This is a genomic window from Rubrivirga sp. (assembly GCF_965213695.1).
In the GTDB taxonomy this organism is placed as follows: domain Bacteria; phylum Bacteroidota; class Rhodothermia; order Rhodothermales; family Rubricoccaceae; genus Rubrivirga.
This window is the reverse complement of record NZ_OZ243912.1, coordinates 2,623,441-2,649,098: the sequence shown is the minus strand read 5'-3', so window position 1 is coordinate 2,649,098 and position 25,658 is coordinate 2,623,441. Positions and strand designations below refer to the sequence as shown.

Sequence of the window (25,658 nt, the reverse complement as noted above, 5' to 3'; positions counted from 1 at the left end):
CAGGGCGAGCGCGTTCTCCAGTCCGCGAGCCAGAACCAGAGTGTGGCCCGGGGTGTGGGGGGACGTCCACTCCCACACGCCCACACCCCCATCCTCCGAACTCGCCTCCGAGCCGAGAATGCGCTCGTCCTGCCCCTACCGCGCTCGACGGATCGCCTCGACGGCCGCCTCGTCTTCGAGCGCGGTCACGTTTCCGAGGTCTCCGCCCAGGTGAGCGGCCCGGATCACCCGGCGCATGACCTTCGCGTTGCGTGTCTTCGGCAAGGCGCCGGTGAACAGGACGGCCTTCGGTCGGAGCGCCTTGCCGAGCGCCTCCGTCACCCGACTGACGAGGGCGTCTCGGAGCGCCTCGGACTCCTCGACGCCCGCCGCCAGAACCGCGAACGCGACAACGGCCTGGCCCTTGACGTCGTCGGGCACGCCGATGGCGGCGCTCTCGAGCACCTCGGGCGCGGCGTTGAGCGCGGCCTCGACCTCGGCCGGGCCGAGCCGCTTGCCGGCCACCTTGATCGTGTCGTCGCTGCGGCCGAGCAGGAACCACTGGCCGTCGGCGTCGACCGCCGCGAAGTCGCCGTGGACCCACAGGCCGGGGAATCGGTCCCAGTAGGTGGCGTGGTAGCGGGCGTCGCCGTCGTCGCCCCAGAACCCGCGCGTCATCCCGATCCACGGCTGGCGGATGGCGAGCTCGCCGACGGCCCCGCGCACCGGCCGGCCGCCCTCGTCCACCACGTCCGCGTCCATCCCGACGACGGGCCCGGAGAACCCGGTCGGCTTGAGCGGCTGGACGTGATTGCCGCACACGATGCCGCCCGAGATCTCGGTCCCGCCCGAGTAGTTGAGGATCGGCTTCTCGCCACCGAGGACGGTCTCGAACAGCCACCGCCAGCTCTCCGGGTCCCACGGGCTCCCCGTCGAGCCGACGGCACGCAAGGCACTCAGGTCGTGGGCGTGGACGGGCGTGGCTCCGTGCGGCATCAGTGCGCGGACGAGCGTCGGGCTCAGGCCCAACAGCGTGACGCCGTGCCGCTCGCAGATCGCCCACGTCCGGTCCGGCGCGGGGTAGTCCGGGGCCCCGTCAAAGAGCACCATCGTGGCCCCGTTGAGGAGCGTGCCGAACACGAGCCACGGGCCCATCATCCAGCCCATGTCGCTCATCCACCACACCACGTCGCCCTGGCCGACGTCCATCGGGTGGTGGAGGTCCTGGGCCGCCTTGATGGGGAAGCCGCAGTGCGTGTGGACGGCGCCCTTGGGCGTGCCCGTCGTGCCGGAGGTGTAGATGAGCAGGACCGGGTCCTCGGCGGCCGTGTCGGCGCAGGCGCCCGAGACCCCCGCGTCCTGGCCGGCGGCCATCAGCCGGTCCCACGGGACGTCGCGGGGGCCCGGGTCGGCCCCGATCAACTCGTCGCCCACGCGGGCGACGACGAACACGTGCGTCACCGACGGCACGTCCGCCAGCGCGGCGTCGGCGGTCGCCTTCATGGGGACGGCGCGGCCCCGGCGCGGGGCCCCGTCGGCGACGACGAGGGCGCGGGCGCCGCCGTCGGCCAGCCGGGTCGCGACGGCCTCGGCGCCGTAGCCGGAGAACAGCGGCAGCACGACCCCGCCGATCCGGGCGACGGCCAGGAAGGCGACGACGATCTCGGGCGTCATCGGGAGGTAGAGCCCGACGGCGTCGCCTGCGCCGATCCCGTGGGCGCGGAGCCCGGCCGCGCACGCCTCGACCTGGGCGTGGAGCTCGGCGTAGGTCAGCGTCTGGGTGTCGCCCTCCTCGCTCTCGTAGCGGATGGCGTCGCGGGCCCACGTCGCCGTCCCGGCCCACCGGTCCAGGCCGTTGTGGACGATGTTCATCCGCCCACCGACGCACCACCGCGGGCGCTCGATGCCCGCGGCGTCGTCCAAGATCTGGGTGTACGGCTCGGCGAACTCGATCCCCAGGTCCTCCATCACGGCGTCCCAAAACCGGCCGACGTCGTCGAGCGCCCACCGCTCGAGCGCGGCGTAGCCGTCGAGGCCGAGGTGGGTCCAGAACCGCGCGAGGTGGGTCTCGGCGGCGTGCTCGGGCGTGGGGGTCCAGGCGGCGGATTGGCCGAAGGGGAACGGGTCAGACATCACGAAAGCGAAACGTGCCGGAAGGTAGCCCGGGGGACCGGCGGCCTCGGCCGGACGTAGGGGGCGGATGCGCGCGCTTCTCCTCCTGGTGGCCCTGGCGGGCTGCCGCCCCGTCCCCGTCGGCCCGCCCGAGGTCGTCCCGTTCCTCGACCCGGCCCCGCTGGGGACCGTCGACGGCGTCGCGTTCGTCGAGGGCGGTGTGTCGGGGCTCGACGTCGACCCGGCCGGCGGGCTCGTCGCCGTGACCGACCGGGGCCCCAACGCCGACGCGGTCAACGCGGCCGGGCGACCGGCCAAGCGGTTCCCGCTGCCCGGCTACCGCCCCGCGCTCCTGCGGCTGGCGGTCACGGCGGAGGGCGTCCGCTTGGCCGAGCGCGTGGGGTTCGTCACGCCATCGGGGGGCGCGGCCAGCGGCCTGCCGGTGCCCGACCAGAGCGGCGCCGTCGTCGAGTCGGCGTTCGGGCCGGACGGGACGGAGGTCGGCCCGACCCGTGGGGCATCGACGCCGAGGGCGTCGCGGCGGTCGGCGACGGCTATTGGGTGGCCGACGAGTACCGGCCGTCGCTGTGGCGCATCGATGCGGACGGGGGCGTCCAAGCGCGCTACACGCCCCGGCCGACCGGCGCGGCGGACCGTCCGCTGCCGGCGGTCGTGCTCGAGCGCGAAGCGAACCGGGGGTTTGAGGGCGTCGACGTGTGGCCGTCGGGGCGGGTGGTGGCCGCGCTCCAGAGTCCGTTGCTCATCGGCGACGGCGGCACCCGGGTGGCCCGGCTCGTCGTGCTCGACCCGGCCTCGGGCGAGGCCTGGACCGTCGCCTACGAGCTCGACGGCCCGCTCCGCAAGGTCGGCGACGTGGCGACGCTGGACGAGGGGCGCCTGCTCGTCATCGAGCACGGGCCGCTGGCGCTGGGCGGCCCGTGGTCCGGCCAGGTCTACCTCTTGGACACGCGCGACGCCGACCGCGTGCCGGACGACGCGACGCCCGAGGCCGACCTCGCCGGCACGCGGCTGGCGACCAAGGCGCTCGTCCTCGACCTCGCCGCGGCCGGGTGGCCCGGTGGCTTGGAGAAGCCCGAGGGGCTGGCCGTCCTCGACGCCCGGACACTCGCCGTCGTCAACGACAACGACTACGGGCTCGCGTCGCCGCTCGGCGACGGCGTGTTCGAGGCGACGGGTCAGCGGACGGTGCTCGTCCGGTTCCGGCTGGCGGAGCCGCTGCCCGGCGTCGGGCGGTAGGGGGATCCCCTACGGCGGGTTGGGGGGTTGTTCCCGGAACGCGCCGGGACGGCGACCGGTGGAATGGGCCCTTCTCTCCAACCTCCTCCAATGGATTCCCCCTCCCCCTCGGGACCGGCAGGCGCGCCGTCTACCGAGTCCACCACTGACCAGGCCGCACGCGAGGCGTCCAAGACGGCCGACGAGGCCAAGAACGCCGCGAAGGACGTGGCCGGCTCCGCGAAGGACGCCGCGAAAGACGTGGCCGACACGGCCGTCGACAAGGCCAAGTCGCTCGCCGACCAGGCCACGGACAAGGCCGAGGAGGTCGCCTCCTCGAACAAGGAGAAGGCGGCCGGCGCGCTCTCCGACGTCGCCGACGTCCTCCACGACACGGGCGACTCGCTCCGCGAGCACGACCACGACGCCTTCGCCCGCTACGCCGACCAGGCCGCCGACCAGATCGAGCAGTTCACGTCCACCATCCGCGACCGGAGCGTGGGCGAGATCCTGGACGAGGCCGAGCGGTTCGCCCGCCGCGAGCCCGGCCTGTTCATCGGGGGCGCGTTCCTCCTCGGCATCTTCGGCGCCCGGTTCCTCAAGGCCGACCGCGACTCAACTGGGACGAACGGCTCGGACGGCTCGGGCTCGTCCCGCTCGTCGCTCGGCGAGAGCCGGCGGTACGGGACGGGCGGCTACGGGACGGCCACCTCGCCGATGACCCGCACCGCGTTCGGCCAGACCGGGGCCGGCCGTTCCGGCAGCACCGGTCCGATGACGGGCAGTACGTCGTCGACGAGTCCGTCGACGGGCACGTCCTCCACGGGGACGTCTTCCGATACCGACCCCTCGACCCGCTAGCCCGATGGCCGACTCCCGCACCCCCCCCAAACCCACGGTCGAGCCCGGAACGGTCGCCATCGTCGAGGGCGGCGCGGCCCGCCCGCCCGCGGCCGACGACCGGTCCCTCGGCGACCTCCTGTCCGAGCTCTCGACCGAGACCACGACGCTGGTCAAGCAGGAGGTCCGGCTGGCCAAGGCCGAGGCCCGCCAGGAGATCCACGAGGCCGGAAAGGGCATCGGCGCGGCCGTCGCCGGCGGCGCCGTGGCATACACCGGGCTGATCGCGCTCGTGATCGGCCTGGGCTGGGGCCTGGGCGAGCTCCTCGACGGCGCCGAATGGCTCGGCATCACGATCGCCGGCGTCGTCGTGGCCCTCATCGGCTACGTCCTTCTCAAGAAGGGCCTCGACCAACTCAAGGCCCTCTCCCCCCCGCTCGACACGACCGTACAAACCCTACAAGAGGACAAACAATGGATCAAGGCAGAGACCCGGTGACCGGCCGCCCGGCCACCCCCCCCATCGACACGACGCAGACGTCGGACGACCCCCAGGCTATTGCCGACGACATCCGCGAGACGCGGGCCGAGCTGGACGAGACGATCAGCGCGATCGGCTCGAAGCTCGACCCGTCGCACCTGGTGGACGAGGCCAAGGAGATGTTCACGTCGACGGCCCGCGACGCCGGCGCGTCGATGCTCGACCAGGTCAAGAGCAGCTCCGTGCTCGACACCATCAAGGACAACCCGATCCCGGCGATGGCCGTCGGCCTGTCGGTCGCGTGGTTCCTGTCGAAGGTCGGCGAGACCGAGAGCGACCGGTACCGGCACGAGCGGTACCGCGAGACCGGCGACCCGTACTACGCCCCGCGGGCCCGCTATGGCCGGGGCTACGACTACGGCGACTCGTACGCCGGCCGCTCGGCCCCCGTGCGGACGTACGGGTCTGGCGACGACGAGTCGATCCTGGACAAGGCCAAGGACGCGGCCTCCGACGCCGTCGACGCGGTCAAGGACACGGCGTCCGACCTCGGCGACAAGGCGTCGAACGTGGCCGACCGCGCGACCGACGCCCTCGGCGGCGCGACGGGCGCGGCCGGCGACCACGCCCGCGGGGCCGGCCACCAGCTCCAACGGTTCGAGCGCCGGGCCGAGTCGTGGCTCGACCGCCAGATGCAGCAGAACCCGCTGGCCGTCGGCGCGGTGGCGCTCGCGGCTGGGGCGCTCGTCGGCCTGTCGGTCCCCGAGACGGACGCCGAGGACCGGCTGATGGGCGAGCAGGCCCAGGCCGCGCGCCAGCGCCTGTCGTCGGCCGCGAGCACCGCGACCGAACGCGTGACGAGCGCGGCCCAGGACGTCGCCGACCAGGCCGCGGACAAGGCCAAGTCGGTCGGCAAGGAGGCCGAGGCCAAGGCGAAGGAGGTCGGAGACAAGGCCGAGGACCGCGTCGACACCGTCGCCGACTCGGCCAAGGACGACCTCAAAAAGGCTACGCCCGGGACGGGCTCGTCGTCCGGCGGCTCGACGGCGGCCGGCGCGTCCCCGACGAGCTTCGACACGGGGACGTCCGTCGACCTCTCGACGACGCCCGACCGGCCGGGCGCCGGCACGACGGCTCCGCCTGCAGGCCCGCTCGGCACCCCGACGACGACCGTCGACCTGACCGACGACCCCGCCTCCGGCGTGTAGACGACGGCTCTGACGAACACGGCGCGGGCCGGCTCTCCGGAGTCGGCCCGCGTTCATGAAGGCCACTTGCTAGAACGCGAGCTGGAAGTTGAGGAGCGCCTGCAACGGCTCGTCGAAGCTGTTGCCGGCGTCAGAGAGCGGGACGACGACGTTGGCCTGGACGCTGGCCGCGCGCGTCAGCGTCCGGTTGTAGCCGAGCAGGAGTTCCGTCGAGGCCTCCGCGCCCTTGACGGCGATCACGTCGAGGCGGGCGAGCAGGCGGTCGTCTGGCGTCACGTCGACGCCGAGCGTGGCGTAGCCGCCGTCCAGCCCGGACGGTTCGAGGGCCGTAAATGGCGGCTCGTCAAGACGCGAGCGGAGCACCTCGCCCGCCAGCAGGACCCGGCCCACCCGCACCCGCACGTCGACGCCCAGGTCGAGCCGGCCGGGCGACTCGATCTCGTCCGACGTGTCCTCCGTGTTGTAGGCCACGTTCGCGCCCACGACGGCCGTCCCGTCGCCGACGGCGATCTCGCCCTGGACGCGGCCCGCCAGGAGCGCCCCGCCGCGCTGGCGCTGGGAGAACGCGCCGCTTCGGTTGCCGCTGCTGCCGGTAGTCTGGGTCGCGTTGAACACGCCGGCCCGGACCGAGAGCGGCCCGCCGCCGGGCGCCGCCCGGAGCTGGGCGCCGACGGCCCGCCCCGGCGCCACCTCGCGCACGATCCGGGCCCGGTTGACGAAGTCGATGTTGGCCGCGCCGATGAGGAACTCGGCCGAGAACGGCACCTTCTGGCGCCCCACGACGCCGCGCACGTCGTCCGAGCCGTAACTGACGTACGCTTCGAGCAGCGACGGCGACCGCGCAAAGTCGCCGCGCAAGAAGTAGCCGATGCCGCCGTCGAGGCGCCCGCCGATCCCGAGCCACGCCGCGGCCACGTCGAAGCCGGGCTGGTTGCCCTCGACGTCCTCGAACGCCACGGTGGGGACGACCTGGAGGAGCGCCGTGAACCGGAGGTAGTCGTTCTGGAAACGCTGGACGAGCGCGTCGTAGCGGCGCTCCTCGTCGGTCACGCTGATCCCGCCCGCCTCCTCGGTCTCCTCGACGGGCCGCTCTTGCGCGAGCGCCGGAGCGCTGAGGACGAGGACGGCGAGAGCCGAGACGAGCGCGCGCATGGTCGGGAAGCGGGAGGGAGGTGCGGACCCCTCTCGGCCCCTCCCGGATCCCGGCGCCCCAGCCCTCGGCGTCCGCCGCCAGTCGCCTCGGTTCCGCGCCGGCGGCCCGCCCACCGCGCGGACGCCCCCTGCGCTAGCCGACCGGCTTCAGCGGAGTCCCCGCGTCCGAGCTCCCGGCGTCGTCCGAGGAAGAGCCGTCATCGTCGTCCTCGGAGGACTCGTCGGCGTCGATCCGGGCCGGGTCGTCGATGGGGGGGAGGTAGTCCGGCAGGCCGTTCACGTTGCTCAGCAGCGGGGCCGCGGCCGTCCCGAGCCCGTCGTCGGGGGTGGGGAGGACGCTGAGCGTGCCGTCGGCCTCCAGGACCACGGCCGAGACCTCGCTGAGCGAGCGGTGCCCGGCATCGCGGGCGGCGTGGAGCACCTCGCTCTCGGTCACGCGCTCCCGCTTCATGGCGTCCTTCAGCGGGACCCCCTCGTAGTACAGCAGGCGCGGCCCCGCCTGGACGGCGTGCCGGAACCACGACCACTGGACCGTCGCCCGCGTGACCGCGTACTGGAGCGCCAGCAGCGTGAAAACGGCCAACAGGCCCTCCACCAGCGTGATGCTCTCCGAGAGGATCGTCGAGCCCGTGATGGCGCCCATCGCGACGGTCACGATCCAGTCGAAGTTGTTCATCTGCGAGGCCGCCCGCTTCCCGACGACCCGGTGGCTGGCGATGACGAAGGCGTAGACCACCACCGAGATGAACACGACCCTCACGAGCTCGGTCCACGACGAGGGGACAAGGGGCCCCGTGAAGTCGTTGAGCGTGATGAGGAGCGTCATCCGCGCGCTGCGTCGATGGGCGGGCCGGCGCCGACCTGGCCGTCGCCCCCCAGGTCCACGCCCGGAGGAATGGGCGCGGCGTCCGGCAGGGGGTGCCCGTGCTTCTCGGGCTGCCACGACAGGACGTAGTCCGGCGACTCGATCTCGAGCGCCTGCTTGGTCAGCTTGAGCGGGGCGAACGTGTCGACCATCACCGCCAGCTCGTGCGTCTCCTTCGCCCCGATGCTCGCCTCGGTCGTGCCCGGGTGCGGCCCGTGGGGGATGCCACCGGGGTGGAGCGTGAACGAGCCCCGCCCGATCCCCTTCCGCGACATGAAGTCGCCCTCGACGTAGTACAGGACCTCGTCCGAGTCGATGTTCGAGTGGTTGTACGGGGCCGGGATCGAGTCCGGGTGGTAGTCGAACAGGCGCGGGACGAACGAGCACACCACGAACCCGCGCGCCTCGAACGTCTGGTGGACCGGCGGCGGCTGGTGGATCCGGCCCGTGATGGGCTCGAAGTCGTGGATCGAGAACGCCGTCGGGTACATGTACCCGTCCCACCCGACGACGTCGAACGGGTGGTACCGGTACACGAACGGGAACAGCTTCCCGTGCTTCTTGATCTTGACCGTGAACCGCCCCTCCTGGTCGATGGCCGGCGGGTCGCCGGGCGGGCGGAAGTCGCGCTCGCAGTACGGGCTGTGCTCCAACAGTTGGCCCACGTCGTTCCGGTACCGCTTGGGCGGGCGGAACTCGGTCGGCGACTCCAGTACCAGCAGCCGCGGCTGGCCCGCCCCGGAGGGGCCGTCCGGCCCGGTGCCCTCGAAGCTCCACCGATGGATCAGCGTCCGCGGGACGTGCACGTAGTCGCCCTGCCGAAACTCGACGTCGCCGAGGACGGTGTGCAACGTGCCCTCGCCGTCGTGGACGAAGATGAGCTCGTCGTGGGTCGCGTTCTTGTAGAACGTGTCGTCGGGCATCGCGTCGGTCGGGACGCACATCGACATCACGATGTCGTTGTTGCCCATGATCGGGACGCGGCCGGTCAGCCAGTCGCCGCCGGGCTCGACCTTGGGCCCGAGAAAGTGGCGGTGCGCCAGGAACGCCTCCTCGGCGTACTCGACGGCCACGTCTTCGGGCTCGCCGACGGCCTCGACGAGCGTCGGTGGGTGGATGTGGTACGCGATGCTCCCGATCCCGTGGAAACCCTCCTCGCCCAGCACCTCCTCGGTGTACAGGGCGCCGTCGGGGCGCTGGAACTGGGTGTGGCGCTTGGGCGGGATCTGGCCGCGCTGGACGTAGAAGGACATGGCAAGTGTGATCGGATGATGTCAGATCGGGCGATTGGATGGTCGGAGGCGGGCGCGATCAATCGGGCGAGCGACGAGGTGGACGGCTTCGCCAATCACCCGATCACACCTCGCCCGATCAGAGATTCCCTCTCCGCTCCTGCTCGCGCTCGATGGCCTCGAAGAGGGCCTTGAAGTTGCCCTCGCCGAACGTCCGGGCCCCCTTGCGCTGGATGATCTCGTAGAACACGGTCGGGCGGTCCTCGACGGGCTTGGTAAAGATCTGCAACAGGTACCCGTCCGGGTCGCGGTCGACCAGGATGCCGAGCTCCGCGAGTTGGTCGACCGGCTCGTCGATCTGGCCGACGCGGGCCTGGAGCTCCTCGTAGTACGTCGTCGGGACCGTCAGGAACTCGACGCCGCGGGCGCGGAGTTGGGACACCGTGTCGAGGATGTCGTCGGTCGCCAGGGCGATGTGCTGGACGCCGGCGCCGTCGTAGAAGTCGAGGTACTCGTCGATCTGGCTCCGGCGCTTGCCCTGGGCCGGCTCGTTGATGGGGAATTTGATCCGCTCGTTCCCGTTCGACATCACCTTCGACATCAGCGACGAGTACTCGGTCTGGATGTCCTTGTCGGAGAACGAGAGCAGGTTTCGGAAGCCCATCGTCCGGCTGTAGTACTCGACGTACTTGTTCATGTCGCCCAGGTGCACGTTCCCGACGCAGTGGTCGACGTACTTCAGGCCGACCGGCTCGGGCTGCCAGTGTGGGTTCTCGACCGGCTCGAAGCCGGGCAAGAACACGCCGTCGTAGCCCTTCCGCTCGACGAACGTGTGGATCGTGTCGCCGTAGGTGCCCATCGCGGCGACGACCACGCGGCCGTCCTCGTCCTCCAGCACCTCGGGCTCGCGGGCGATCACGGCGTCCCGCTCCTTCACGGCCTGGAACGCAGCGCGGGCGTCGTCGACCCACAGCGCGATGTCCTTGACGCCGTCGCCGTGCTGGGCCACGTGCCGGGCGACGGGGGAGTCGGACCGGATGGCGGTCGTGAACACGAACCGGATCTTGTCCTGGGTCAGGAGGTAGCTCGCGGCGTCGCGGTGGCCCGTCTCGGGCCCGCGGTAGGCCGTGATGCGGAAGCCGAACGCGGCCGAGTAGAAGTAGGCCGCCTGCTTGGCGTTGCCGACGTAGAACTCGACGTAGTCGGTCCCGTTGATCGGGAGGAAGTCGTCCTCGACGTGGTCGGGCGCGCCCTTGAGGCTGAGGCCGGCGGCTTGGGCGGTCGTGGCGTCGGTCTGCTGGGCGGCGGGCTCGGTCGCGACGGCCTGAACGGCCTCGGTGCCATCGGGGGCGCCGTCGCCGGCGGTGAGGTCAGTGCGGGGATCGGTCTGGGCGGACATGGGGCTGGTGTCGAATCGTACCGTCTACGGGGCGCCGGGTCGCTGGTCGACGCCTCATTCCGGGCTGCCTCTAGATACGATGGGCCCTCGGAAGCGTTTCCGGCTCCGGGCCCCGTTCGGGCGGCGATACTTTGGCCCATGCCCCAGTTCGAGGTCCAGCCCCACGACCAGCCGTCCGTCTTCGTCCGCGCCCGCACGGACCTCGACGCCGTCCGCCGGCACCTCACGTCTGGCGCCGCCGAGGTCGCCCTGGCCGAGGCCGAGGCCGGCTCGGGCTGGCGCGCCGTGGCCGTCGACGGGGACGAGTGGGGCCGCGTCCGCCCGCGCGACCGGATGCGGTTCCGGCGGGACTGACGGCCACTCGGACCCTATCGGCGCTGCCCTGAGCCGTCGGTAGTCTTCGCGCACTAGCGAAATGACGAGCGGAGGCCAGGGGCGAAATGCCACGTTGCCCTACCCTTGTGCAACGGCTCACGCCGTTGCTGGGAGTCCTGCTCCGGAGAGCATCCGATTCCAGACGAGCCCACCCCGATCCGTGTCCGGGGTGGGCTCGTCGCTGTTTTACAGCGTGGCCAGGGTCACGTTCGAGACCTGACCGCGGAGATGACGGCGGGCGTCCACCTTGCGGGCGACGGCCTCGACCACGTCCGGCGAGAAGTCGACGCCCGACGTCCGCTCGATGCTGCCGAGCCCGCCGGGGCTGAACACGTTGACCTCCAGGAGCACGCCGCCCGCGATGTCGAGCCCGACCAGGAACAGCCCGTCCTGGACCAGCTGAGGACGGACCTTCTCGGCGATCGCCAGTTCGGCCTCGCCGATCTCGGCCGCCGTCGCCGAGCCGCCCGCGCTCATGTTGCTCCGGATGTCGCCCTCGGCCCCCTCGCGCCGGAACGCGGCGTAGACGCCGTCGCGCTCCAACGGGCGCCCGTTGACCAGGAACATCCGGGTGTCGGCGCCGGCGGCGGCCTCCAGAAACTCTTGGACCACCATGTAGCCGTTCGAGCAGACGGCGTCGATGATCTGGTTGAGGTTGGCGTGGTCGCCCTCGCGCACCACGAACACGCCCTCGCCGCCCGAGCCCTGGAACGGTTTGACGACCGCGTCGCCGCCGTGCTCGTCGATGAACCGGCGGACGTCGTCGGCGTGGCGCGTGACGAGGGTTTTGGGGCGGACGTCCGGCGGGAAGCGCTGGAAGTACACCTTGTTGACGGCCTTTGCCAGTCCCTCGGGGTCGTTCAGCACGATGACGCCGCGCCGCGCCGCCATCTGCCCGAACACGATCCCGGCCGACTGGGCCCACGGCCGGTCCGTCGCGTCGTCGGCCGGGTCGTTGCGGAGCAGGAGCGCGTCGATGTCCTCGACCGGGATCCGCTCCTCGACGCCGTCCTCGGAGACGCCGGCCCAGAACGTCCGCGTGGTCTTGTACGTCCCGCCGGGACGGCGGACCCGGACGGTGAGGGACTCGTCGGGCTCGCAGACGAAGTCTTCGACCGAGAGGTAGAGCACGTCGTGGCCGGCCTTGTGGGCCGCCAGCGCCAAGCGCGTGGTGGTGTAGACGTCCCGCTCGGTCTCGAACGAGTTGATAAGGAAGGCGATGCGCATGGGGAAAGGGATGGAGGCAGGGGGGATGGGGGGATGGGAGGGGGACGAATCCCGCATCCCTCATCCCGCATCCCTCACCAAGTCGGTGACGGAGAGCCCGTCGCGGGCGCGGTCGAGCCGGGCCCGCACGTCGGGGTCGTCGGCGTGGAGGGGGCGGAGGGGAGGGGCGACGAGCACGCCGCGCTCGCGGAGGTCGGTGATCGCCGGGAGGTGGCGGAGCGCCATCTTGCCGACGAAGAGGGGCCAGAACGGGCCGCCGTCGGCGAGGTGCCGCAGGAGGTCGCGGAGGCCGCGGAGGTAGACCATGTCCTTGGTCAGCCCGCCGCCGCGGTACAGGCGGACGGCGACGCGGAACGCGCGGCGGTCGCTCAGGCCGGCGTCGGCGCGCAGGAGGCGGAACGTCTCGACGAAGTCGGCACCGTCGGCGAGGGCGCGGGCGCCCAAGACGCGGGCGGCGAGGGTGCGGAACCGGCCCCGGGTGAGCCCGCCGACGAGCCACTCGGCGAAGACGGCCAGCCCCTCCTGCAAGTCCTGGTAGCCGGCCAGCCCGTGGTGGAGCTGCTCGAGCGGCTGGGCCCGTCCGTTCGCGTACGTCAGCACGTGCGTGCCGACCTCGTGGGCCAGCAGCGCCTCGACCCGCCGGGCGGCCACCTGGTACCGCGAGCCGATCAGCAACTGCCCACGCGAGACCATCAGCGTGCCCGGCAGGTCGTCGCGGACGTCGACCTCGACCGGGACGTGCTCGGACTGGGCGCGGTACGCTTCGAGCTGGGCCCGCGCCCGCGCCGCGAACGCCGTCGCCCCGACGACCTCGGCCCCGGACGCGGCCGCCGCCTTCGTGTCGAGCGCGGCCACGATCTGGCGGGCGAGGCCGACGAGCGCGTCGTCGGGGGCGCCGTAGACGCGCAGGCTCTCCGGCAGAAACTGGGGCGTCTCGACGTCGAGCACCATCCGGATGTGGGACTCGATCTCGTCGCGGCACTCGCGCAAGAGGCCCTCGACCACGGGGTCCTCGACGTCTTCGAGGGGGAGCGCGAACAGGGCCCGGCGCGCGCGGTCGGGGTCGAACGTCAGCGGGCGGTACAGCAGCTCCGGCGCCCGCTCGCAGTCGCCGCCTCGGAACTCGTCCCACGCCGCGTCGCCGTTGACGGGCGTGACCTGGAGCAAGAACCCGAACGACTGGGCCACGGCCGCGAGCCCCCGGTCGACGTCGCGAGCGGCCGGTTCCAGCGTCGTCCGCGCGAGGGTTGGGGCGGGGGCGCCGGTCGCGTCGGCGGCGGCCTGGCGGAGCGCCGGCGCCATCGTCCGGCGCAGCCGGGCCAGCACGCGCGGGTAGAACTCGTCGTCGCGGGCGTTGTGGAACACGGCGTCGACGGCGAGCCCGACGGTCCCGGGCAGCCCGAGCGGGGGGAGCCCGGGCGGCGCCACCGTCGGCGTGACGACGTGCTCGACGCCGGCGCCCTGGCCCGCCACCTCGATCCCCGAGAGCGCGTCGCACAGCGCGTCGACGGCGTCGTCGGAGGGACCGTCTGGGGCCGTGAAGATCGTGAAGCCCGGCGCGCGGTCGAACGGATCGGCCGTGTCGTCGGGGCCCTCGTCGAGCGGCGACCACACCTCGACCACGACGAGCGCGCCGCAGGCCTCGGCGAGCACGTCGGCGACGGCGCGGACGGAAGCCCGGGCCGCCTCCGGGTCGGGGTCCGAGGCGACGACGTAGGCCGGCTGCGTCGTGACGAGCTGGTGGGCCTGGTCGCACGCGGCGCGGGCGTCGAGCGCCGGGTCGCCCGTGGCCCCGCCGGGGCACCGGTGGACGGCCAGGACCGGCACGGCGTGGTCCACGAAGACCGTCCCGCCGTCGAGGTCGAGCCGCGTCGGCGTGCCCGCGTCGAGCCCGTCGCGGACCGTCCGGCCGAGGGCCTCCGCGGTCACAGCGCCGCCCGGGCGTCGAGCACGCCGGGGACCGTGTGGGCCAAGGCCTCGCGGAGCTGGCCGAGGTGGGCCTCGTCGACCTGCCCGCTCCACTCGTCCATGAACGTCTTCTTGAACTCGACGGCGATCACGCACGCCGCATTCCCGAACGTCTCGTGGACCCACTGCGAAAAGTGTCCGCCTTGGAATTTGACGTTCTCGCGCACGTCGAGGTCGTCGAGCCCGGCCTGGGCCGCGCCCTCGCGCAGGTCGGCCATGAACCCGTCGACGAGCCCGCCCCACCGCCGTCGGTCCAGCGTCCCCGTGCCGACGTTGACCTCGGGGTTGGCCTCGGGGTCCGCTATCGGTCCGTCCGGCCCCTCGCGGCGGTGGTTGTACGAGTGGAGGTCGTAGACGACGACGGACCCGTACTCCCGGATCTTGAGCAACATCAGCTTGCGGACGGCCTCGTAGAAGGCGTCGTAGACGTCGAGGGAGCGGGCGGCGACGTCGTCGGGGAGGTCGCCGTCCCACACCGTCAGGCCCCAGGCGTCGTCGGGCGTCCGGTAGACGGCCCGGTCGCGGGGCCGGTTGAGGTCGACCTCGAACCGGGACCGCCGCCCGACGACGCGCGTCGGGGCGACGTCGGTGAGCCGGCCCGTGAACGGGTCCTCCTCGCGCAGGCGCTCGGCGTCCGGGAGGGCGACGTGCGGGAGCGTCTCGGGGTGGACGGCGTGGCCGTCGTGGACGGCGGCGGCGACGAGCGGGCCGGGGCCGACGGTGATCGCGAACGGGGACGACATGGCACGAGAGAGGGGCCGGGGGGGTACGCCGTCGTCCCCGCCGGGTTCGTCCGGTCCGTGCGGGCGGCGCGCCGGGCTACCTTGGGTCCCCTTATCGCTCGCACATGGCCCCGGACGCGCTCCCCCTCCGCCCCGGCAGGGCTGGACAGTCCTTCGCCGGTTTCAGAAACAAGAGGAGTCATCCCCGCGCAGGCGAGGACCCATGCGGCATTCGGTCAGCGAGCGAGACCGTATGGATTCCCTCTTTCGCGGGAATGACGGCTGGAGGGGGAGAGGGTCTCCCCAAGCAAGCGGTTGCTGGGGAGCCCGGTAGAGACTGGGGCTCGACAGCCCGGCCCCGTCTAGCGTGACGCCGGCTGCCCTCCCGCCCGGGCTCGGGATCGTCGCCGTGGGGGTCGTGCTCGGCCTGGCGCTCGTGGCGCTCCGCCGGCTCCGGGCCGCCCGCCGGTTGACGCCGGAGACCACGCGCCAGGCCCTCCACGCGACGATGAGCGCCGTCGCCCTGTCGCTGCCCTGGCTGTTCGACACTGACTGGCCCGTCGTCGTGCTGGCCGTCGCCGGGGTCGCGGCGATGGGGGCCGTCCGCGCCGTGCCGGCCCTGCGCGAGACGGTGGGCGACGTGATCCACGTGCCCGACCGGCCGTCCGTTGGCGACGTCGCGTTCCCCGTCGCCGTGTGCGGGCTGTACCTGTTGGCGTCCGAGTCGCCGGTCCTGTACACGGTCCCGCTGCTCCTGCTCGGGATCGCCGGGCCGACGGCGGCGCTCGTCGGCGCGAGCCACGGGCGGAAGGCGTTCGCAACGGACGAGGGGCCGAAAAGCCGCGAGGCGTCGGTCGCGTTCGCGTTCGTGGCCTTCCTCTGCGTCCACGTCCCGCTGCTCATGTTCACGCCGGTCGGCCGGGCCGAGGCGCTGTGGATCGCGGCGATCGTGGCCGTGCTGGCGACCATCGTCGAGGCCGTCTCGTGGCGGGGGCTCGACAACGTGTTCGTCCCGCTCGGGACCTACGCCGTGTTGCTGCGCTTGCTCACGTTCCCCGCGACGCTGCTGGCGGGCCACGCCGTCGTGCTCGGGCTGCTGGTGGGCCTGGCCGCCGCGCTCCGCCGCGAGACGACGGTCGGCGGGGCCGGCGTGTTCGGGGCCGTCCTGGTGGGCTACCTCGTGTGGGCGTTGGGGGGGACGGCGTGGCTTCTGCCGCCGGTCCTGGTGTACGCGCTTTACGCCCGCGTCTGGCCCGCCGCGCGCGAGGCCGACGGGCTGCCGCACGACCCGCGTCGCCGGCCGCACACGGCCCAGAACGTGTTCAGCGTGTCGTCGGTGGGTGTCACGTGGCTGCTGGTGGCAAGCGCGTTCGACCTCGACCTGCTCTTCCCGTACGCGCTGGCGTGGGCGGCCACGTTCGCGTTCCTCGGCGTCGACCGGATGCGGACGGCCCGGCCCGGGTGGACGGTGGCCCAGCTCGCCTGGCGGGCGGCGTGGCGGGCGACGCTCGTCGGCGTGGGGCCGGTGCTCCTGGTGGTGTGGCTCCGGGTCGGGGCCGAGCGCGTGGCCGGGGCCGTCTCGGGCGGGGCGTCGGCGCCGGCGGCGCCGGTCCTGTTCACGGCCGCGTCGGTGGGCGTGGCGCTGGTGGTGACGGCGGCGGCGGCGGCGATCCTGGCCCGGTGGAAGCGGCCGATCGACCTGGAGTCGACCGAGTTCGAGGGGCGTGTCTACCGGGCCGGCATCGTCGGTCCGTTGTCGGCGCTGGGGCTCCTGGCGCTGCTCGTCCCCTGAGGTCGGGAGGCCGCGCTCTGGGCCCGGCTACTGCGCCCGGAACCCATTCCACTCCAGCCGCACCCCGTCCCCGTTCGCAGAGCGGACCTGGAGCGTGGTGCCGGAGACCTCGAACCGGGTGGCCTGCTGGAGCTCGCCGAGGAGCACCCCCGTCAGCTCCGAGTCCCGGTCGGACACGCCCACGCGAGTCAGGGACTCGATCTCGGCCCGGAACGATCCGTCGGTGGCCGCATGGTATCGACCGCCGAAGCTGTTTGCGGAGACTCGACCTCCGACCAACCCGTCTGGCCCGAACCCGACGTAGAACTGGACGCCCTCCGGAAACCGGTACGCGCCCCCGTCGGAGACGGCAGAGACGGCCGCCCACCCATAGTCGGAGACGAGGGCGGCCGGGTCCGTCTGGACGTCGGACAGGTCGACGAGCGCGTCGGAGGGGGATAACGAGTCGCAGCCCGACAGCGCGGCGACGGCGAGGGCCAGAACGGTGACGCGGAGACGCATGGCAGCGGGGAGGAAACGCGGGCGAAGGTCCCGATGGGAAGCGCCCGGAGCAATCCCCGGTGGAGTGCCCTGGCCAAGCCAGCGCGGCGAAAACACCGGGCACGAGCACCCGGCTCGGGGCGTAGACTGACCTCCCCGGCCGACACGCCCATGCTCCGACGCCTCCGCCTCCGCCGCCGCGCGCGCCGCCTGGCCGCGCTCACGCCCGACGCCGCCCGGTCCCGCGCCGCGCGAGGCGCCGACCTCCTCGACGACCGCGACCCCGGCTGGGCCGCCCGTGTCGACCCCGGCACGCTGTCGTTGGCGGATGGTCAGGCATGCGTGCTCGGCCAGCTCTGGGGCGACTACCGCCACGGGCTCGGGCGGGCCCGCGTGATCGACCTGTCGAGCGCGCCCACCCGGTTCGTCTCGCCCGTCGACCTCGGCTTCCAGGCCGTCGGCGACCTCGGCGACGCGGCCGAAGCCCTCGACTACGCCCTGCTCACGCGCGCCTGGCGCGACGAGGTCGAGCGCCGCCGGCCGGTCGGGGACGCCCCGATCCTGGCCTCGCCCCGGAACGCGGCCCCACCCCTCCGGTAGCCGGCGCTCCCCACGCCCGCACCGACGATGGACTGGACCGACGACCGACAGGAGACCTATGACGAGTTCCGCGACGCCGTCAACATGGCGCCGCAAGAACTGGAGGACTGGCTCGAGACCGACGACTCAAAGCGCGTCGGCGCGAAGGACGGCGGCGGCGAGTCGACCGGCCACAAGTCAGGCCGGCGGATCGTCGAGATCAAGCGGAAACACAAGGACGAGCTCACCGAGGCCGACCTCGACCACATGGCGGAGGTCGTCGGCTACGTCCACCGGCACCGCGCGCAGGGCCCGGACGGGAGCGCGAAGGAGACCGACTGGCGCTACTCGCTGAAGAACTGGGGCCACGACCCCTGCAAGGACGACGACGTCGACTGCGGCTAGCGGACCCCCAACGGGGTCACGGCGCCCCGTTCGCGGTCGTGGCGGTCCCGACCGGGTCGCTCACCGGCCGGGCCTTGACCACGACCGAGCCGCCGCACCGCTTGCAGAAGCTCGCGTCGGCGTCGTGCCCGCCGAGCCCGCACCGGGGGCACTGGTCGAGCTGGACCATGGCCGGGTCTCCCAAGGTGCCCTTCGCGGTCCCGGCGCGGGCCGCCTCACGCTCCCGGCCCAGCTCGACCGTCACGATCCCCGTCGGCACCGCGATGATCCCGTACCCCATGATGATGATGACCGTCGCGAGGGCCTTGCCCAGCGGGGTCACCGGGTAGATGTCGCCGAACCCGACCGTCGACAACGTCACGACGGCCCAGTAGACGCTCTGGGGGATCGACGTGAACCCGTTCTCGCCGCCCTCGATGAGGTACATCATCGAGCCCATCACCGTCACGATCGTCAGGACGACGAAGATGAACACCAGGATCTTGCGGCGGCTGGCGGCCAAGGCCCGCCGGAGCTGGTCGGCCTCGTCGAGGTAGTTGGCCAGCTTGAGCACCCGGAACACCCGGAGCGCCCGCAGGATGCGGACGGTCAGGAGCACCTGGGCCCCGGGGATCATCAGGCTGAGGTAGGTCGGCAGGATGGCCAGCAGGTCGACGACGCCGAAAAAGCTCCGGGCGTAGCGGCCCGGCGTCTGGACGACCCACAGCCGGAGCGCGTACTCGACCGTGAACAGGGCCGTGAAGAACCACTCGACCGCGAGCAGCTCGTCGGCGTACTCGTCCTGGACCGAGGCCACGCTCTCGACCATCACCACGACGACGCTCGCCAGGATGGCCACGATCAGGACCACGTCGAACGCCTTGCCCGCCGGGTCGTCGGCGTGGAACACGACCCCGAACAGGCGCCGGCGGAGCCCGGTCCCGGCCGGGCGGAACCCCTCGGGCGTCGGGCGGTCGGGGTTGAGGGCGGGCGTCGCGTCGGGCATCGGCACGGGGGGACGCCGCAAGCTAGCCGACGCGGGCGACGGCGTCCGTCACGACGGCCTCGACGCGCTCGGCGACGGCGTCGAGGTCGAACGCGCGCTCGGCGTAGGCCCGGCCGGCGGCCCCCATCCGCTCGCGGCGCGCGTCGTCTCGGAGGAGCGCTACGACGGCGTCGGCGAGCGCGTCGGCGTCGCCGGGCGGGACGACCACGCCGGCCCCGGCCCGCTCGACGATCCGGGCCGCGAGGTTGTCGGCCGGGACCGACAGGACGGCCGGCCGGCCGGCGCACAGGTAGGCCAGCACCTTCGACGGGACCGAGACCGCGCTCGCGTCGGGCTCGAGCACGGCCACCACGACGTCGGCCGCGCCGAGCACGTCGGGGAACGCCTCGAACGGCTGGAACGGCAGCAGCACGAGGTTGGACAGCGCCTCGGCGCGGGCGGCCAGCCAGTCGGCCCCCTGCCCGGACGACACGACGACGAGCCGCGCGTCGGGCACTCGCTCGGCCAGGACACGCGCGACGTGGGCGAGCGCGGCCGGGTCGTGCTTCATCCCCAGCGTCCCCGAGTACAGCACGACCGGGTGACCGGCCAGCCCATGCGCCCGAGCCCAGGCGGTGTCGCGCGGACGCTGCGGGAGGTCGGCAATCGGCGCCCAGTTCTCGATCACGGCCACGCGCGCCGGCTCGACGCGCCAGCGGGCCAGGAGCGGGCGGAAGGCGTCGGTGATGGCGATCACGGCGTCGGCGCTCCGCAAGAGCCGCCCCTCGCGCGCCTCGAACGCCCGGCCGAGCAGGCTCCCCATCGTCCCGAACCGCCGCGCCAGCACGGCCCGCGTGCCGACCGAGTGGACGTCCTGGAGCCAGTTGACGAACGCGGCGTCGTGGGCCCGCGCCGCGCCCATCAGCGCCGCGACGGTGTCGAGCCCGCCGTTGGCCGCGACCACCACGTCGGCGGGCCACCGGCGGACGTTGGCGGCGGCCTGGCGCCCGAACCGGGCCTCGGCCTGGCGCCGACGGACGAGGCCCATCAGCGACCGCGCCCGCTTGTCGACCGGTGCCGTGACGACCGGGTCGAGCGAGAACGACGCCGGGTCGTCGGGCCGAGGTGCGAGGTCGCCCTGGGGCGCCTCGTTCGTCGCCGAGAACCCGTAGCGGACGGTGTGCCCGCGCCGGGCGAGGTGGCGGGCGAGCCCGACCAGGAAGGCGTGGCCGCCGTAGTCGTGGAGGTAGATCCGCATGGCGAGCCGAAACGACACGCGCCCGGCGGAGAGGCCGGGCGCGCGGGGCCGGGGGGCGTCGGTGGCGTGGGAGAGACTTGAACTCTCGACCTCACGATTATGAGTCGTGCGCTCTAACCAGCTGAGCTACCACGCCGAGACGGCCAGGATACGCCGGGCGCCGGCCGGGCGACAATCCAAGGTTGTGGGAAAGGGGCTCGCGTCGCTCGCCGGAAATGGGGAACGGGGAAATGGGAACGGGCAGAGTCGAGGTCGTCAGCAGCCCGCTCCGCCCTTTACGCTCCACTCTCCAGCGCGAACCGCCACGCGGCCTCGACCATCGCCGGCGGCACGTCGTCCGCCAGCCGGGGCTCGCCGACGGTGTCGAGCACGACGAACCGGAGCCCCTGGGCCGTCCGCTTCTTGTCCGTCGCCATCGCCTCGGTGAGCCGGTCGGGGTCGAGGGCCGGCGGGGCCGGGGCGACGCGCGCGACGAGCCGGTCGGCCGCTTGGAACGGGCCGAGACCGTCGGCGACGGCGCCCTGGCGGAGCGACGCCGAGAGGTGGAGGGCCGCCCGCATCCCGAACGCGACGGCCTCGCCGTGCGTCAGCGTCCCGTAGCCGGCCTCGCGTTCGAGCGCGTGCCCGAACGTGTGGCCGAAGTTGAGGACCGCCCGCTCGCCGGCTTCGAGTTCGTCGGCCTCGACGACGGCCGCCTTGACCGCCGCCGCGTCGCGCACGACAGAGGCCACCACGTCTGGGTCGCGGCCGACGAGCGCGTCCCACTCGCGGTCGAGCCGGTCGGCCAAGGCAGGGTCCGAGATCAGCGCGTGCTTGACGGCCTCGGCGAGCCCGCTCTGGAACGCCCGGTCAGGGAGGGTGCCGAGCGTGGCCGGGTCGGCCAGGACCAAGAGCGGCTGGTGGAACGCGCCGACCAGGTTCTTGCCCGTCGCGTGGTTGATCCCCGTCTTCCCGCCGATGGCGCTGTCGACCTGGGCGATCGTCGTCGTAGGGAGGTGGACGAGCGGGAGCCCGCGGAGCAGGGTCGCCGCGGCGAACCCGGCGAGGTCGCCCACGACGCCGCCGCCGAGCGCCAGGACGGGCGTCGCCCGGTCGATGCCGAGCGCGAGCGCCCAGTCGTGGAGCGCGCCGAGCTGGCCGAGCGACTTCGACCCCTCGCCGGCCGGCACCGCCGTCGCCTCGACCTGCCAGCCATCGGCGCGGAGGGCGTCGGCGAGCGCGTCGAGCCAGAGCGGGCCGACGGTCTCGTCGGTCACGACGAGCGCGCGCGGGCCCGTGACGCCGGCCTCGCGCAAGTGCATCGGCGCCGTCGCGAGCGGCTCGAAGTGGACGGCGTAGCTCCGGCCCTCCGAGAGGGCAACGTGGACGGCGGGCGGGGACACGGGCGGGGGGAGGGAGGCCCGGCAAGATCGCCACGCCCGGCCCGTCAGCCCGCTGCCCCCGCGACCGGGCCAGGGCGAGCGCACGCTACTGATCTCGGCCCGAACCCCCCGTCCGAGCGCCCCTCGCTCCGCTCAGCGCGCGCGCGGACGGTCCCCCTTCAAGCGAGGGGTCCGGGGCGAGCATGCGGTCGCCCTGGCGACCGGCCCAACGGAACAGCGGGGCGGCCCCTGGCGTGGCACCCGGCGTCGACTCGACGCCCCTCTCACCAACCCGACTCTGACCATGGGACTCCTCGATTTTCTGAAAGACGCCGGCAAAGACCTCTTCGGCGGCAAGTCCGGCAATGAGGCCGAGACGATCAAGAGCGAGATCGAGCGCGCGCTCGGCTCGAACGTGTCGAACCTCGGCATCCGCTACGACAACGGCCGCGTGACGCTCCAGGGCACGGCCAAGAGCCAGGCGGCCAAGGAGAAGGCCGCGCTCATCGCCGGCAACGTCAAGGGCGTCGCCCACGTCGACGACGACGGCTTGCGCGTCGACGGGGCCCAGACGGCGGGCACCACGACGACAACGACGTCCACCCGGAGCCGCTACTACACGATCAAGAGCGGCGACACGCTGTCCAAGATCGCGAAGGAGCACTACGGCGACGCCAACGACTACAACAAGATCTTCGAGGCCAACCGCGAGGTCATCGGCGACCCGGACAAGATCTACCCGGGCCAGCAGATCCGGATTCCGGCCTAGTGCAACGGCACAGCAATTCTGACGGGTCGGGCGCGCGGGATACGTGATGCGTGATCCGTGATCCTCCGCGTGAGAGTTACGCATCACGGATCACGGATCTGAGCGGGCTGGGATCTACCCGACAAAGACCGCGTGACGCTGCACTAGTCCGATCCGTCCCTGCCCATCGGCGCGCCCCGTCGGCCTCGGCTGGCGGGGCGCACTCGTGTGGGTGGCCGAGGCCGTCAGGCCGCCAGGCGGCTCGTCATCCACAGGACGAGCCCGCCGCGCGCCGTCCACGCCAGCGTCCGAACCCAGTTGGTCGCCACCAACCGGCCGTGGGCGTCGGCGTCGAACGCGCCACCGAGGGCCGTGTGGAGGGGGACCTGGACGAACGCCGTCGACGTCCAGACGACGCCGACGAGGATGGCCCCGGCGACGACGGCCCCTACCGGCAGCGCCGCCGGCCGGTCGAGCACGAGCCACACGGCCGTCACCAGCTCGGCCACCATCAGCGGGCCCACGACGAATGTGATGCGGGACTGGTGCGCCGCTTCGTACGCCGACCACCCCTCCGCGCCGACACCGGCGAACAGCGGGTAGTGGACGACCTGGACGACCCAGATCACGCCGACCATCAGCAGCGTCGCGCCGAGGTGGACGAGGAAGACGAGGGGCATGGGGGAGCTCGCGCTGGAGCCGATGGAGGACTGCCGCGTTCCTTGCCGATCCACTCCGACCCTTCTGCCCGTGACGCTCAACCACCTCAACCTCACCGTCACAGACGTAGCCGAAGCGAAGGGGTGTCTCGAGACCTACTTCGGTCTGCGCAGCCCGGAGGGCGTCGAGCCCGACGACTCGTTCGCCGTGCTGATCGACGACGCCGGGCTGGTGCTCACGCTGATGACGGTCGGCCGCGCCACGGAGGTCGTGTACCCACCCAGCTTCCACATCGGGTTCATCGTGGAGAACGAGGGGCGCGTGAATGAGCTCAACGAGCAGCTGAAGTCCGCAGGGTTCGACGTGAAACCGCCGCGTCGCTTCCACGGGGCGTGGACGTTCTACTTCAAAGCGCCGGGCGGCTTTACGGTGGAGGTGCAGAGCTAACGGGACGGTGGCGACGGGCTCGCCTACCGACCCTCCTGGTAAAACACCGGCTCGTCCTCTCCGGGTGGATGCACGCGGATCGCGAGGGGCGTCGGGCCGAGCGTGCCGGGCTCGGGGTCGAACGACCCGGACGCGAGCTGGAGGCGGATCGTCTCGACATCGACGCAGGCCGTTCCGAACCCGCGCTCGACGCGGTACCGCCCGGCCACGTCGTACGGCAACCGCTCGCCGCCGTCGTCGGGGTCGGCCCGGCGCGTGATCTCGTAGGCGCCTTTGTACAGCCCGTCGGCATCGCGCGTGACGACGACGCGGACGACGCGGTCCTGGCGGACGTACGGGTCCTGCGGCAGCGGCGTGTAGTCGAGGACCAGCCGGTCGCCGTCGCCGCCGACAAGCAGATCGGAAAGCGGGAACGAGCGGAGGTCGGTCCGCCCGGCTTGGGCGCTGCCGAGCAGGCCAAACGGGGTCCGCGGGAACGCACCGTCGGCGTCGTGGAGGAGCGCGGCCGTGGCGACCATCGCCGTGACGGCGCGCACGTCGTCGCGGAACTGGTCGGCGGTGCCGGCGAGGGCCGGGTCGGACTGGGCGAGGGCGGGGGCCGCGACGAGCGCGGCGAGCAGGAGGAGGCGGGTCATGGCAACGTGTGGGTGTCGAGGCGTCCGAGCAGGTGGGCGAGGGCGGTGCGGAGGTCGGGCGTGGCGAACCGGAAGCCGCGGTCGAGCAAGGCGCGGGGGCGCATCCGCACGCTGGCGAGGGCGACGCGGCGCGCCAGCTCGCCGCCGGCCAGCTTGACCAGCGCCGTGGGCACGCGCACGACCGCCGGACGGTTCTGCACCTCGGCCAACGTCTTGACAAAGTCCTTCGTGTGGACCGGCTCTGGCGCCGACAGGTTCACGGGGCCGGTTAGGCCGTCGTCCAGGATCGCATGGTGGACCGCGTAGACGACATCGTCCAGGGCGATCCAGGGCCACCACGCCGCGCCGTCGCCGGGCCAGCCGCCCAGGCCGAGCGCGGCGACGGGCGCCAGCGGCTGGAGCAGCCCGCCGGTCGGCGTCGTGACGAGCCCGATCCGTGCGTGGACCGTTCGGATGCCGGCGGCCTCGGCCTCCGCCGTCGAGGCCTCCCACGCCCGGCAGACGTCGGCCAAAAACCCCTCACCGAGGGCCGACGTCTCGGTGACCACCTCGTCGGCGCGGTCGCCGTAGATGCCGCTGGCGGAGGCCGAGACCAGCACACGCGGCGGCGTCGGAAGGGCGGCGAGCGCGCGGCTGAGAAGCTGGGTCCCGCGCGTCCGGCTCTCCCAGATCCGGCGCCGGGCCGCCGTGCTCCCGTTGAGCGACGTGATCGGCTCGCCCGCCAGGTGGACCACGGCGTCGGGCGCCCACCGGCCGAGGGCGTCGGCGTCGATCTCGCCGGCCTCGACGTTCCAAAAAACTGCTTGGTCCTGTGGCCCCCGGCTCACGGCCTCCTCTCGCCGGCGGACCAGCCGGACGACCGTGTGGCCGCCGCCCTGCAAGAACGCCGCGAGCGCCCGGCCGATCAGCCCCGACGCGCCCGTGACGGCCACCGTCATCGGCGGTGCTCCGGCCTCGGCGTGGCGGCGGAGGTCCTCGTGCGTCACCCGGTGTCGGTAGGCAAACATCCGCTCGATCTGGGTCTCCCCGAACCCCGCGGCCACGCGCGACAGGGGCGCGAGGGGAAGTCGGTAACTCACGTCGTCCTCCAGAATCGAGCCCTCCCCGGCCGGCAGCATGGTGTGCGTGTGACGCCACGCCGCGAACGGGCCCGAGAGCTGGACGTCCTCGAACTGACACGCGCCCTCGGGGTCGTCGAGGCAGGCGTCGTCGTAGCCGCGGTGCTCGGCCACCCAGTCGAGGCCGGCCACGCGCGTGCCCAGGCGGATCACGGCGAGGTCGCCGTCGCGGATCCCCTCGTGCTGGCGGAGCGCGACGGGCTGCCACGGCGGCGTCAGCCGCTCGAACGCGCCGGGCCGCTCGTGCCAGCGGAACAGCTCGGCGGCCGGCACCGGGACGGCGAGGCGGGACGTGTAGCGCATGAGCGGTGAGGCGTGAGGCGTGAGGCGTGAGGCGTGAGGCGTGAGGCGTGAGGCGTGAGGCGTGAGGCGTGAGGCGTGAGGCGTGAGGCGTGAGGCGTAGCGGCCGTGGAAA

Annotated in this window: 25 protein-coding genes and 1 tRNA gene; 10 read left to right on the top strand and 16 right to left on the bottom strand. The window is 72.9% G+C overall.

The genetic code is table 11. From position 1 onward, the window contains the following. Positions 1-135 precede the first annotated feature (135 nt). Complete coding sequence (locus ACOOHE_RS11750; protein ID WP_420454272.1) at positions 136-2,112, bottom strand: AMP-binding protein; 1,977 nt, start codon at positions 2,110-2,112, stop codon at positions 136-138. A 102-nt stretch (positions 2,113-2,214) separates the two neighbouring features. Here ACOOHE_RS11750 and ACOOHE_RS11745 point away from each other — a divergent pair, with 102 nt between their 5' ends. The 4 genes from ACOOHE_RS11745 to ACOOHE_RS11730 all read left to right on the top strand — a co-directional run bounded on the left by ACOOHE_RS11745 (position 2,215) and on the right by ACOOHE_RS11730 (position 5,856). Next, the gene (locus ACOOHE_RS11745; RefSeq protein WP_420457623.1) at positions 2,215-3,348 is read left to right on the top strand and encodes an esterase-like activity of phytase family protein; all 1,134 of its coding nucleotides are present in this window, start codon (positions 2,215-2,217) and stop codon (positions 3,346-3,348) included. A 90-nt stretch (positions 3,349-3,438) separates the two neighbouring features. Continuing rightward, positions 3,439-4,188, top strand: coding sequence for a hypothetical protein (locus ACOOHE_RS11740; RefSeq protein ID WP_420454271.1), 750 nt, complete (start codon positions 3,439-3,441; stop codon positions 4,186-4,188). A gap of 4 nt (positions 4,189-4,192) precedes the next feature. Further along, on the top strand, positions 4,193-4,666 hold the full coding sequence (locus tag ACOOHE_RS11735) for a phage holin family protein (protein WP_420454270.1): 474 nt from the start codon (positions 4,193-4,195) through the stop codon (positions 4,664-4,666). Next, a complete protein-coding gene (locus tag ACOOHE_RS11730) occupies positions 4,663-5,856 on the top strand; it encodes a DUF3618 domain-containing protein (RefSeq protein ID WP_420454269.1) in 1,194 nt (397 codons plus the stop codon). Before ACOOHE_RS11735 ends, ACOOHE_RS11730 begins: the two co-directional genes overlap by 4 nt. A 69-nt stretch (positions 5,857-5,925) precedes the next feature. On the opposite strand, the gene ACOOHE_RS11725 is transcribed toward ACOOHE_RS11730, so the two are convergent. The 4 genes from ACOOHE_RS11725 to hppD form a co-directional block, all read right to left on the bottom strand. Further along, positions 5,926-7,008 (bottom strand): porin, encoded by a 1,083-nt coding sequence (locus tag ACOOHE_RS11725; protein ID WP_420454268.1) that lies wholly within the window; start codon positions 7,006-7,008, stop codon positions 5,926-5,928. A 133-nt stretch (positions 7,009-7,141) separates the two neighbouring features. Beyond that, the gene (locus tag ACOOHE_RS11720; RefSeq protein ID WP_420454267.1) at positions 7,142-7,834 is read right to left on the bottom strand and encodes a DUF421 domain-containing protein; all 693 of its coding nucleotides are present in this window, start codon (positions 7,832-7,834) and stop codon (positions 7,142-7,144) included. After that, complete coding sequence (locus ACOOHE_RS11715; protein ID WP_420454266.1) at positions 7,831-9,126, bottom strand: homogentisate 1,2-dioxygenase; 1,296 nt, start codon at positions 9,124-9,126, stop codon at positions 7,831-7,833. Before ACOOHE_RS11715 ends, ACOOHE_RS11720 begins: the two co-directional genes overlap by 4 nt. A gap of 118 nt (positions 9,127-9,244) precedes the next feature. Next, positions 9,245-10,504 carry a 4-hydroxyphenylpyruvate dioxygenase gene (hppD, locus tag ACOOHE_RS11710; protein ID WP_420454265.1) on the bottom strand — a complete coding sequence of 420 codons (1,260 nt, stop codon included), beginning with the start codon at positions 10,502-10,504 and terminating at the stop codon, positions 9,245-9,247. A 138-nt stretch (positions 10,505-10,642) separates the two neighbouring features. Between hppD and ACOOHE_RS11705 the strand changes: the two genes are divergently transcribed. Then, on the top strand, positions 10,643-10,858 hold the full coding sequence (locus ACOOHE_RS11705) for a hypothetical protein (protein ID WP_420454264.1): 216 nt from the start codon (positions 10,643-10,645) through the stop codon (positions 10,856-10,858). A 207-nt stretch (positions 10,859-11,065) separates the two neighbouring features. Here the strand turns inward: ACOOHE_RS11705 and ACOOHE_RS11700 are convergent, their stop codons facing one another. The 3 genes from ACOOHE_RS11700 to ACOOHE_RS11690 are packed head-to-tail and all read right to left on the bottom strand — an operon-like array spanning position 11,066 to position 14,817. Continuing rightward, on the bottom strand, positions 11,066-12,106 hold the full coding sequence (locus ACOOHE_RS11700; protein ID WP_420454263.1) for a glutathione synthetase: 1,041 nt from the start codon (positions 12,104-12,106) through the stop codon (positions 11,066-11,068). Between the two features lie 60 nt (positions 12,107-12,166). Then, positions 12,167-14,035, bottom strand: coding sequence for a flavohemoglobin expression-modulating QEGLA motif protein (locus ACOOHE_RS11695; RefSeq protein WP_420454262.1), 1,869 nt, complete (start codon positions 14,033-14,035; stop codon positions 12,167-12,169). Beyond that, positions 14,032-14,817 carry an N-formylglutamate amidohydrolase gene (locus ACOOHE_RS11690; RefSeq protein WP_420454261.1) on the bottom strand — a complete coding sequence of 262 codons (786 nt, stop codon included), beginning with the start codon at positions 14,815-14,817 and terminating at the stop codon, positions 14,032-14,034. The genes ACOOHE_RS11695 and ACOOHE_RS11690 overlap by 4 nt, the downstream gene beginning before the upstream one ends. A 346-nt stretch (positions 14,818-15,163) precedes the next feature. Between ACOOHE_RS11690 and ACOOHE_RS11685 the strand changes: the two genes are divergently transcribed. Next, a complete protein-coding gene (locus tag ACOOHE_RS11685; RefSeq protein WP_420454260.1) occupies positions 15,164-16,588 on the top strand; it encodes a hypothetical protein in 1,425 nt (474 codons plus the stop codon). Between the two features lie 27 nt (positions 16,589-16,615). Here ACOOHE_RS11685 and ACOOHE_RS11680 read toward each other — a convergent pair whose 3' ends face one another. Then, positions 16,616-17,089, bottom strand: a complete 474-nt coding sequence (locus tag ACOOHE_RS11680) for an META domain-containing protein (RefSeq protein ID WP_420454259.1) — start codon at positions 17,087-17,089, stop codon at positions 16,616-16,618. A 150-nt stretch (positions 17,090-17,239) separates the two neighbouring features. On the opposite strand from ACOOHE_RS11680, the gene ACOOHE_RS11675 reads away from it, so the two are divergent. Both ACOOHE_RS11675 and ACOOHE_RS11670 read left to right on the top strand, forming a co-directional pair. Further along, positions 17,240-17,668, top strand: coding sequence for a hypothetical protein (locus tag ACOOHE_RS11675; protein ID WP_420454258.1), 429 nt, complete (start codon positions 17,240-17,242; stop codon positions 17,666-17,668). A gap of 27 nt (positions 17,669-17,695) precedes the next feature. Further along, complete coding sequence (locus ACOOHE_RS11670) at positions 17,696-18,052, top strand: DUF3140 domain-containing protein (RefSeq protein WP_420454257.1); 357 nt, start codon at positions 17,696-17,698, stop codon at positions 18,050-18,052. 16 nt (positions 18,053-18,068) lie between these two features. Here the strand turns inward: ACOOHE_RS11670 and ACOOHE_RS11665 are convergent, their stop codons facing one another. The 4 genes from ACOOHE_RS11665 to aroB form a co-directional block, all read right to left on the bottom strand. Next, positions 18,069-19,037 carry an ion transporter gene (locus ACOOHE_RS11665; protein ID WP_420454256.1) on the bottom strand — a complete coding sequence of 323 codons (969 nt, stop codon included), beginning with the start codon at positions 19,035-19,037 and terminating at the stop codon, positions 18,069-18,071. Between the two features lie 22 nt (positions 19,038-19,059). Next, the gene (locus ACOOHE_RS11660) at positions 19,060-20,292 is read right to left on the bottom strand and encodes a glycosyltransferase family 4 protein (RefSeq protein ID WP_420454255.1); all 1,233 of its coding nucleotides are present in this window, start codon (positions 20,290-20,292) and stop codon (positions 19,060-19,062) included. Positions 20,293-20,336: 44 nt separating this feature from the next. Then, positions 20,337-20,410 (bottom strand) — tRNA-Met (locus ACOOHE_RS11655). Positions 20,411-20,549: 139 nt separating this feature from the next. Further along, positions 20,550-21,656 carry a 3-dehydroquinate synthase gene (gene aroB, locus ACOOHE_RS11650; RefSeq protein WP_420454254.1) on the bottom strand — a complete coding sequence of 369 codons (1,107 nt, stop codon included), beginning with the start codon at positions 21,654-21,656 and terminating at the stop codon, positions 20,550-20,552. Positions 21,657-21,939: 283 nt separating this feature from the next. Here aroB and lysM point away from each other — a divergent pair, with 283 nt between their 5' ends. Continuing rightward, on the top strand, positions 21,940-22,404 hold the full coding sequence (gene lysM / locus ACOOHE_RS11645; protein WP_420454253.1) for a peptidoglycan-binding protein LysM: 465 nt from the start codon (positions 21,940-21,942) through the stop codon (positions 22,402-22,404). A gap of 224 nt (positions 22,405-22,628) precedes the next feature. Here the strand turns inward: lysM and ACOOHE_RS11640 are convergent, their stop codons facing one another. Beyond that, positions 22,629-23,063: a hypothetical protein gene (locus ACOOHE_RS11640; protein ID WP_420454252.1), complete on the bottom strand. Its 435-nt coding sequence runs from the start codon at positions 23,061-23,063 to the stop codon at positions 22,629-22,631. A gap of 70 nt (positions 23,064-23,133) precedes the next feature. On the opposite strand from ACOOHE_RS11640, the gene ACOOHE_RS11635 reads away from it, so the two are divergent. Then, on the top strand, positions 23,134-23,490 hold the full coding sequence (locus ACOOHE_RS11635) for a VOC family protein (protein ID WP_420454251.1): 357 nt from the start codon (positions 23,134-23,136) through the stop codon (positions 23,488-23,490). 23 nt (positions 23,491-23,513) lie between these two features. Here ACOOHE_RS11635 and ACOOHE_RS11630 read toward each other — a convergent pair whose 3' ends face one another. Then, complete coding sequence (locus tag ACOOHE_RS11630) at positions 23,514-24,125, bottom strand: hypothetical protein (RefSeq protein ID WP_420454250.1); 612 nt, start codon at positions 24,123-24,125, stop codon at positions 23,514-23,516. Next, positions 24,122-25,546, bottom strand: a complete 1,425-nt coding sequence (locus ACOOHE_RS11625; RefSeq protein WP_420454249.1) for a TIGR01777 family oxidoreductase — start codon at positions 25,544-25,546, stop codon at positions 24,122-24,124. Before ACOOHE_RS11625 ends, ACOOHE_RS11630 begins: the two co-directional genes overlap by 4 nt. Positions 25,547-25,658: the final 112 nt, after the last annotated feature.

Bases quoted from the DNA above. Each gene is read 5' to 3' on its own strand.
- ACOOHE_RS11750 (WP_420454272.1), bottom strand. From the start codon at position 2,112: ATGTCTGACCCGTTCCCCTTCGGCCAATCCGCCGCCTGGACCCCCACG.
- ACOOHE_RS11720 (WP_420454267.1), bottom strand. From the start codon at position 7,834: ATGACGCTCCTCATCACGCTCAACGACTTCACGGGGCCCCTTGTCCCC.
- ACOOHE_RS11675 (WP_420454258.1), top strand. From the start codon at position 17,240: ATGCTCCGACGCCTCCGCCTCCGCCGCCGCGCGCGCCGCCTGGCCGCG.
- ACOOHE_RS11680 (WP_420454259.1), bottom strand. From the start codon at position 17,089: ATGCGTCTCCGCGTCACCGTTCTGGCCCTCGCCGTCGCCGCGCTGTCG.
- lysM (WP_420454253.1), top strand. From the start codon at position 21,940: ATGGGACTCCTCGATTTTCTGAAAGACGCCGGCAAAGACCTCTTCGGC.
- ACOOHE_RS11740 (WP_420454271.1), top strand. From the start codon at position 3,439: ATGGATTCCCCCTCCCCCTCGGGACCGGCAGGCGCGCCGTCTACCGAG.
- ACOOHE_RS11690 (WP_420454261.1), bottom strand. From the start codon at position 14,817: ATGTCGTCCCCGTTCGCGATCACCGTCGGCCCCGGCCCGCTCGTCGCC.
- ACOOHE_RS11665 (WP_420454256.1), bottom strand. From the start codon at position 19,037: ATGCCCGACGCGACGCCCGCCCTCAACCCCGACCGCCCGACGCCCGAG.
- ACOOHE_RS11700 (WP_420454263.1), bottom strand. From the start codon at position 12,106: ATGCGCATCGCCTTCCTTATCAACTCGTTCGAGACCGAGCGGGACGTC.
- ACOOHE_RS11670 (WP_420454257.1), top strand. From the start codon at position 17,696: ATGGACTGGACCGACGACCGACAGGAGACCTATGACGAGTTCCGCGAC.
- ACOOHE_RS11630 (WP_420454250.1), bottom strand. From the start codon at position 24,125: ATGACCCGCCTCCTCCTGCTCGCCGCGCTCGTCGCGGCCCCCGCCCTC.
- ACOOHE_RS11625 (WP_420454249.1), bottom strand. From the start codon at position 25,546: ATGCGCTACACGTCCCGCCTCGCCGTCCCGGTGCCGGCCGCCGAGCTG.
- ACOOHE_RS11725 (WP_420454268.1), bottom strand. From the start codon at position 7,008: ATGCGCGCGCTCGTCTCGGCTCTCGCCGTCCTCGTCCTCAGCGCTCCG.
- ACOOHE_RS11735 (WP_420454270.1), top strand. From the start codon at position 4,193: ATGGCCGACTCCCGCACCCCCCCCAAACCCACGGTCGAGCCCGGAACG.
- hppD (WP_420454265.1), bottom strand. From the start codon at position 10,504: ATGTCCGCCCAGACCGATCCCCGCACTGACCTCACCGCCGGCGACGGC.
- ACOOHE_RS11705 (WP_420454264.1), top strand. From the start codon at position 10,643: ATGCCCCAGTTCGAGGTCCAGCCCCACGACCAGCCGTCCGTCTTCGTC.
- ACOOHE_RS11640 (WP_420454252.1), bottom strand. From the start codon at position 23,063: ATGCCCCTCGTCTTCCTCGTCCACCTCGGCGCGACGCTGCTGATGGTC.
- ACOOHE_RS11715 (WP_420454266.1), bottom strand. From the start codon at position 9,126: ATGTCCTTCTACGTCCAGCGCGGCCAGATCCCGCCCAAGCGCCACACC.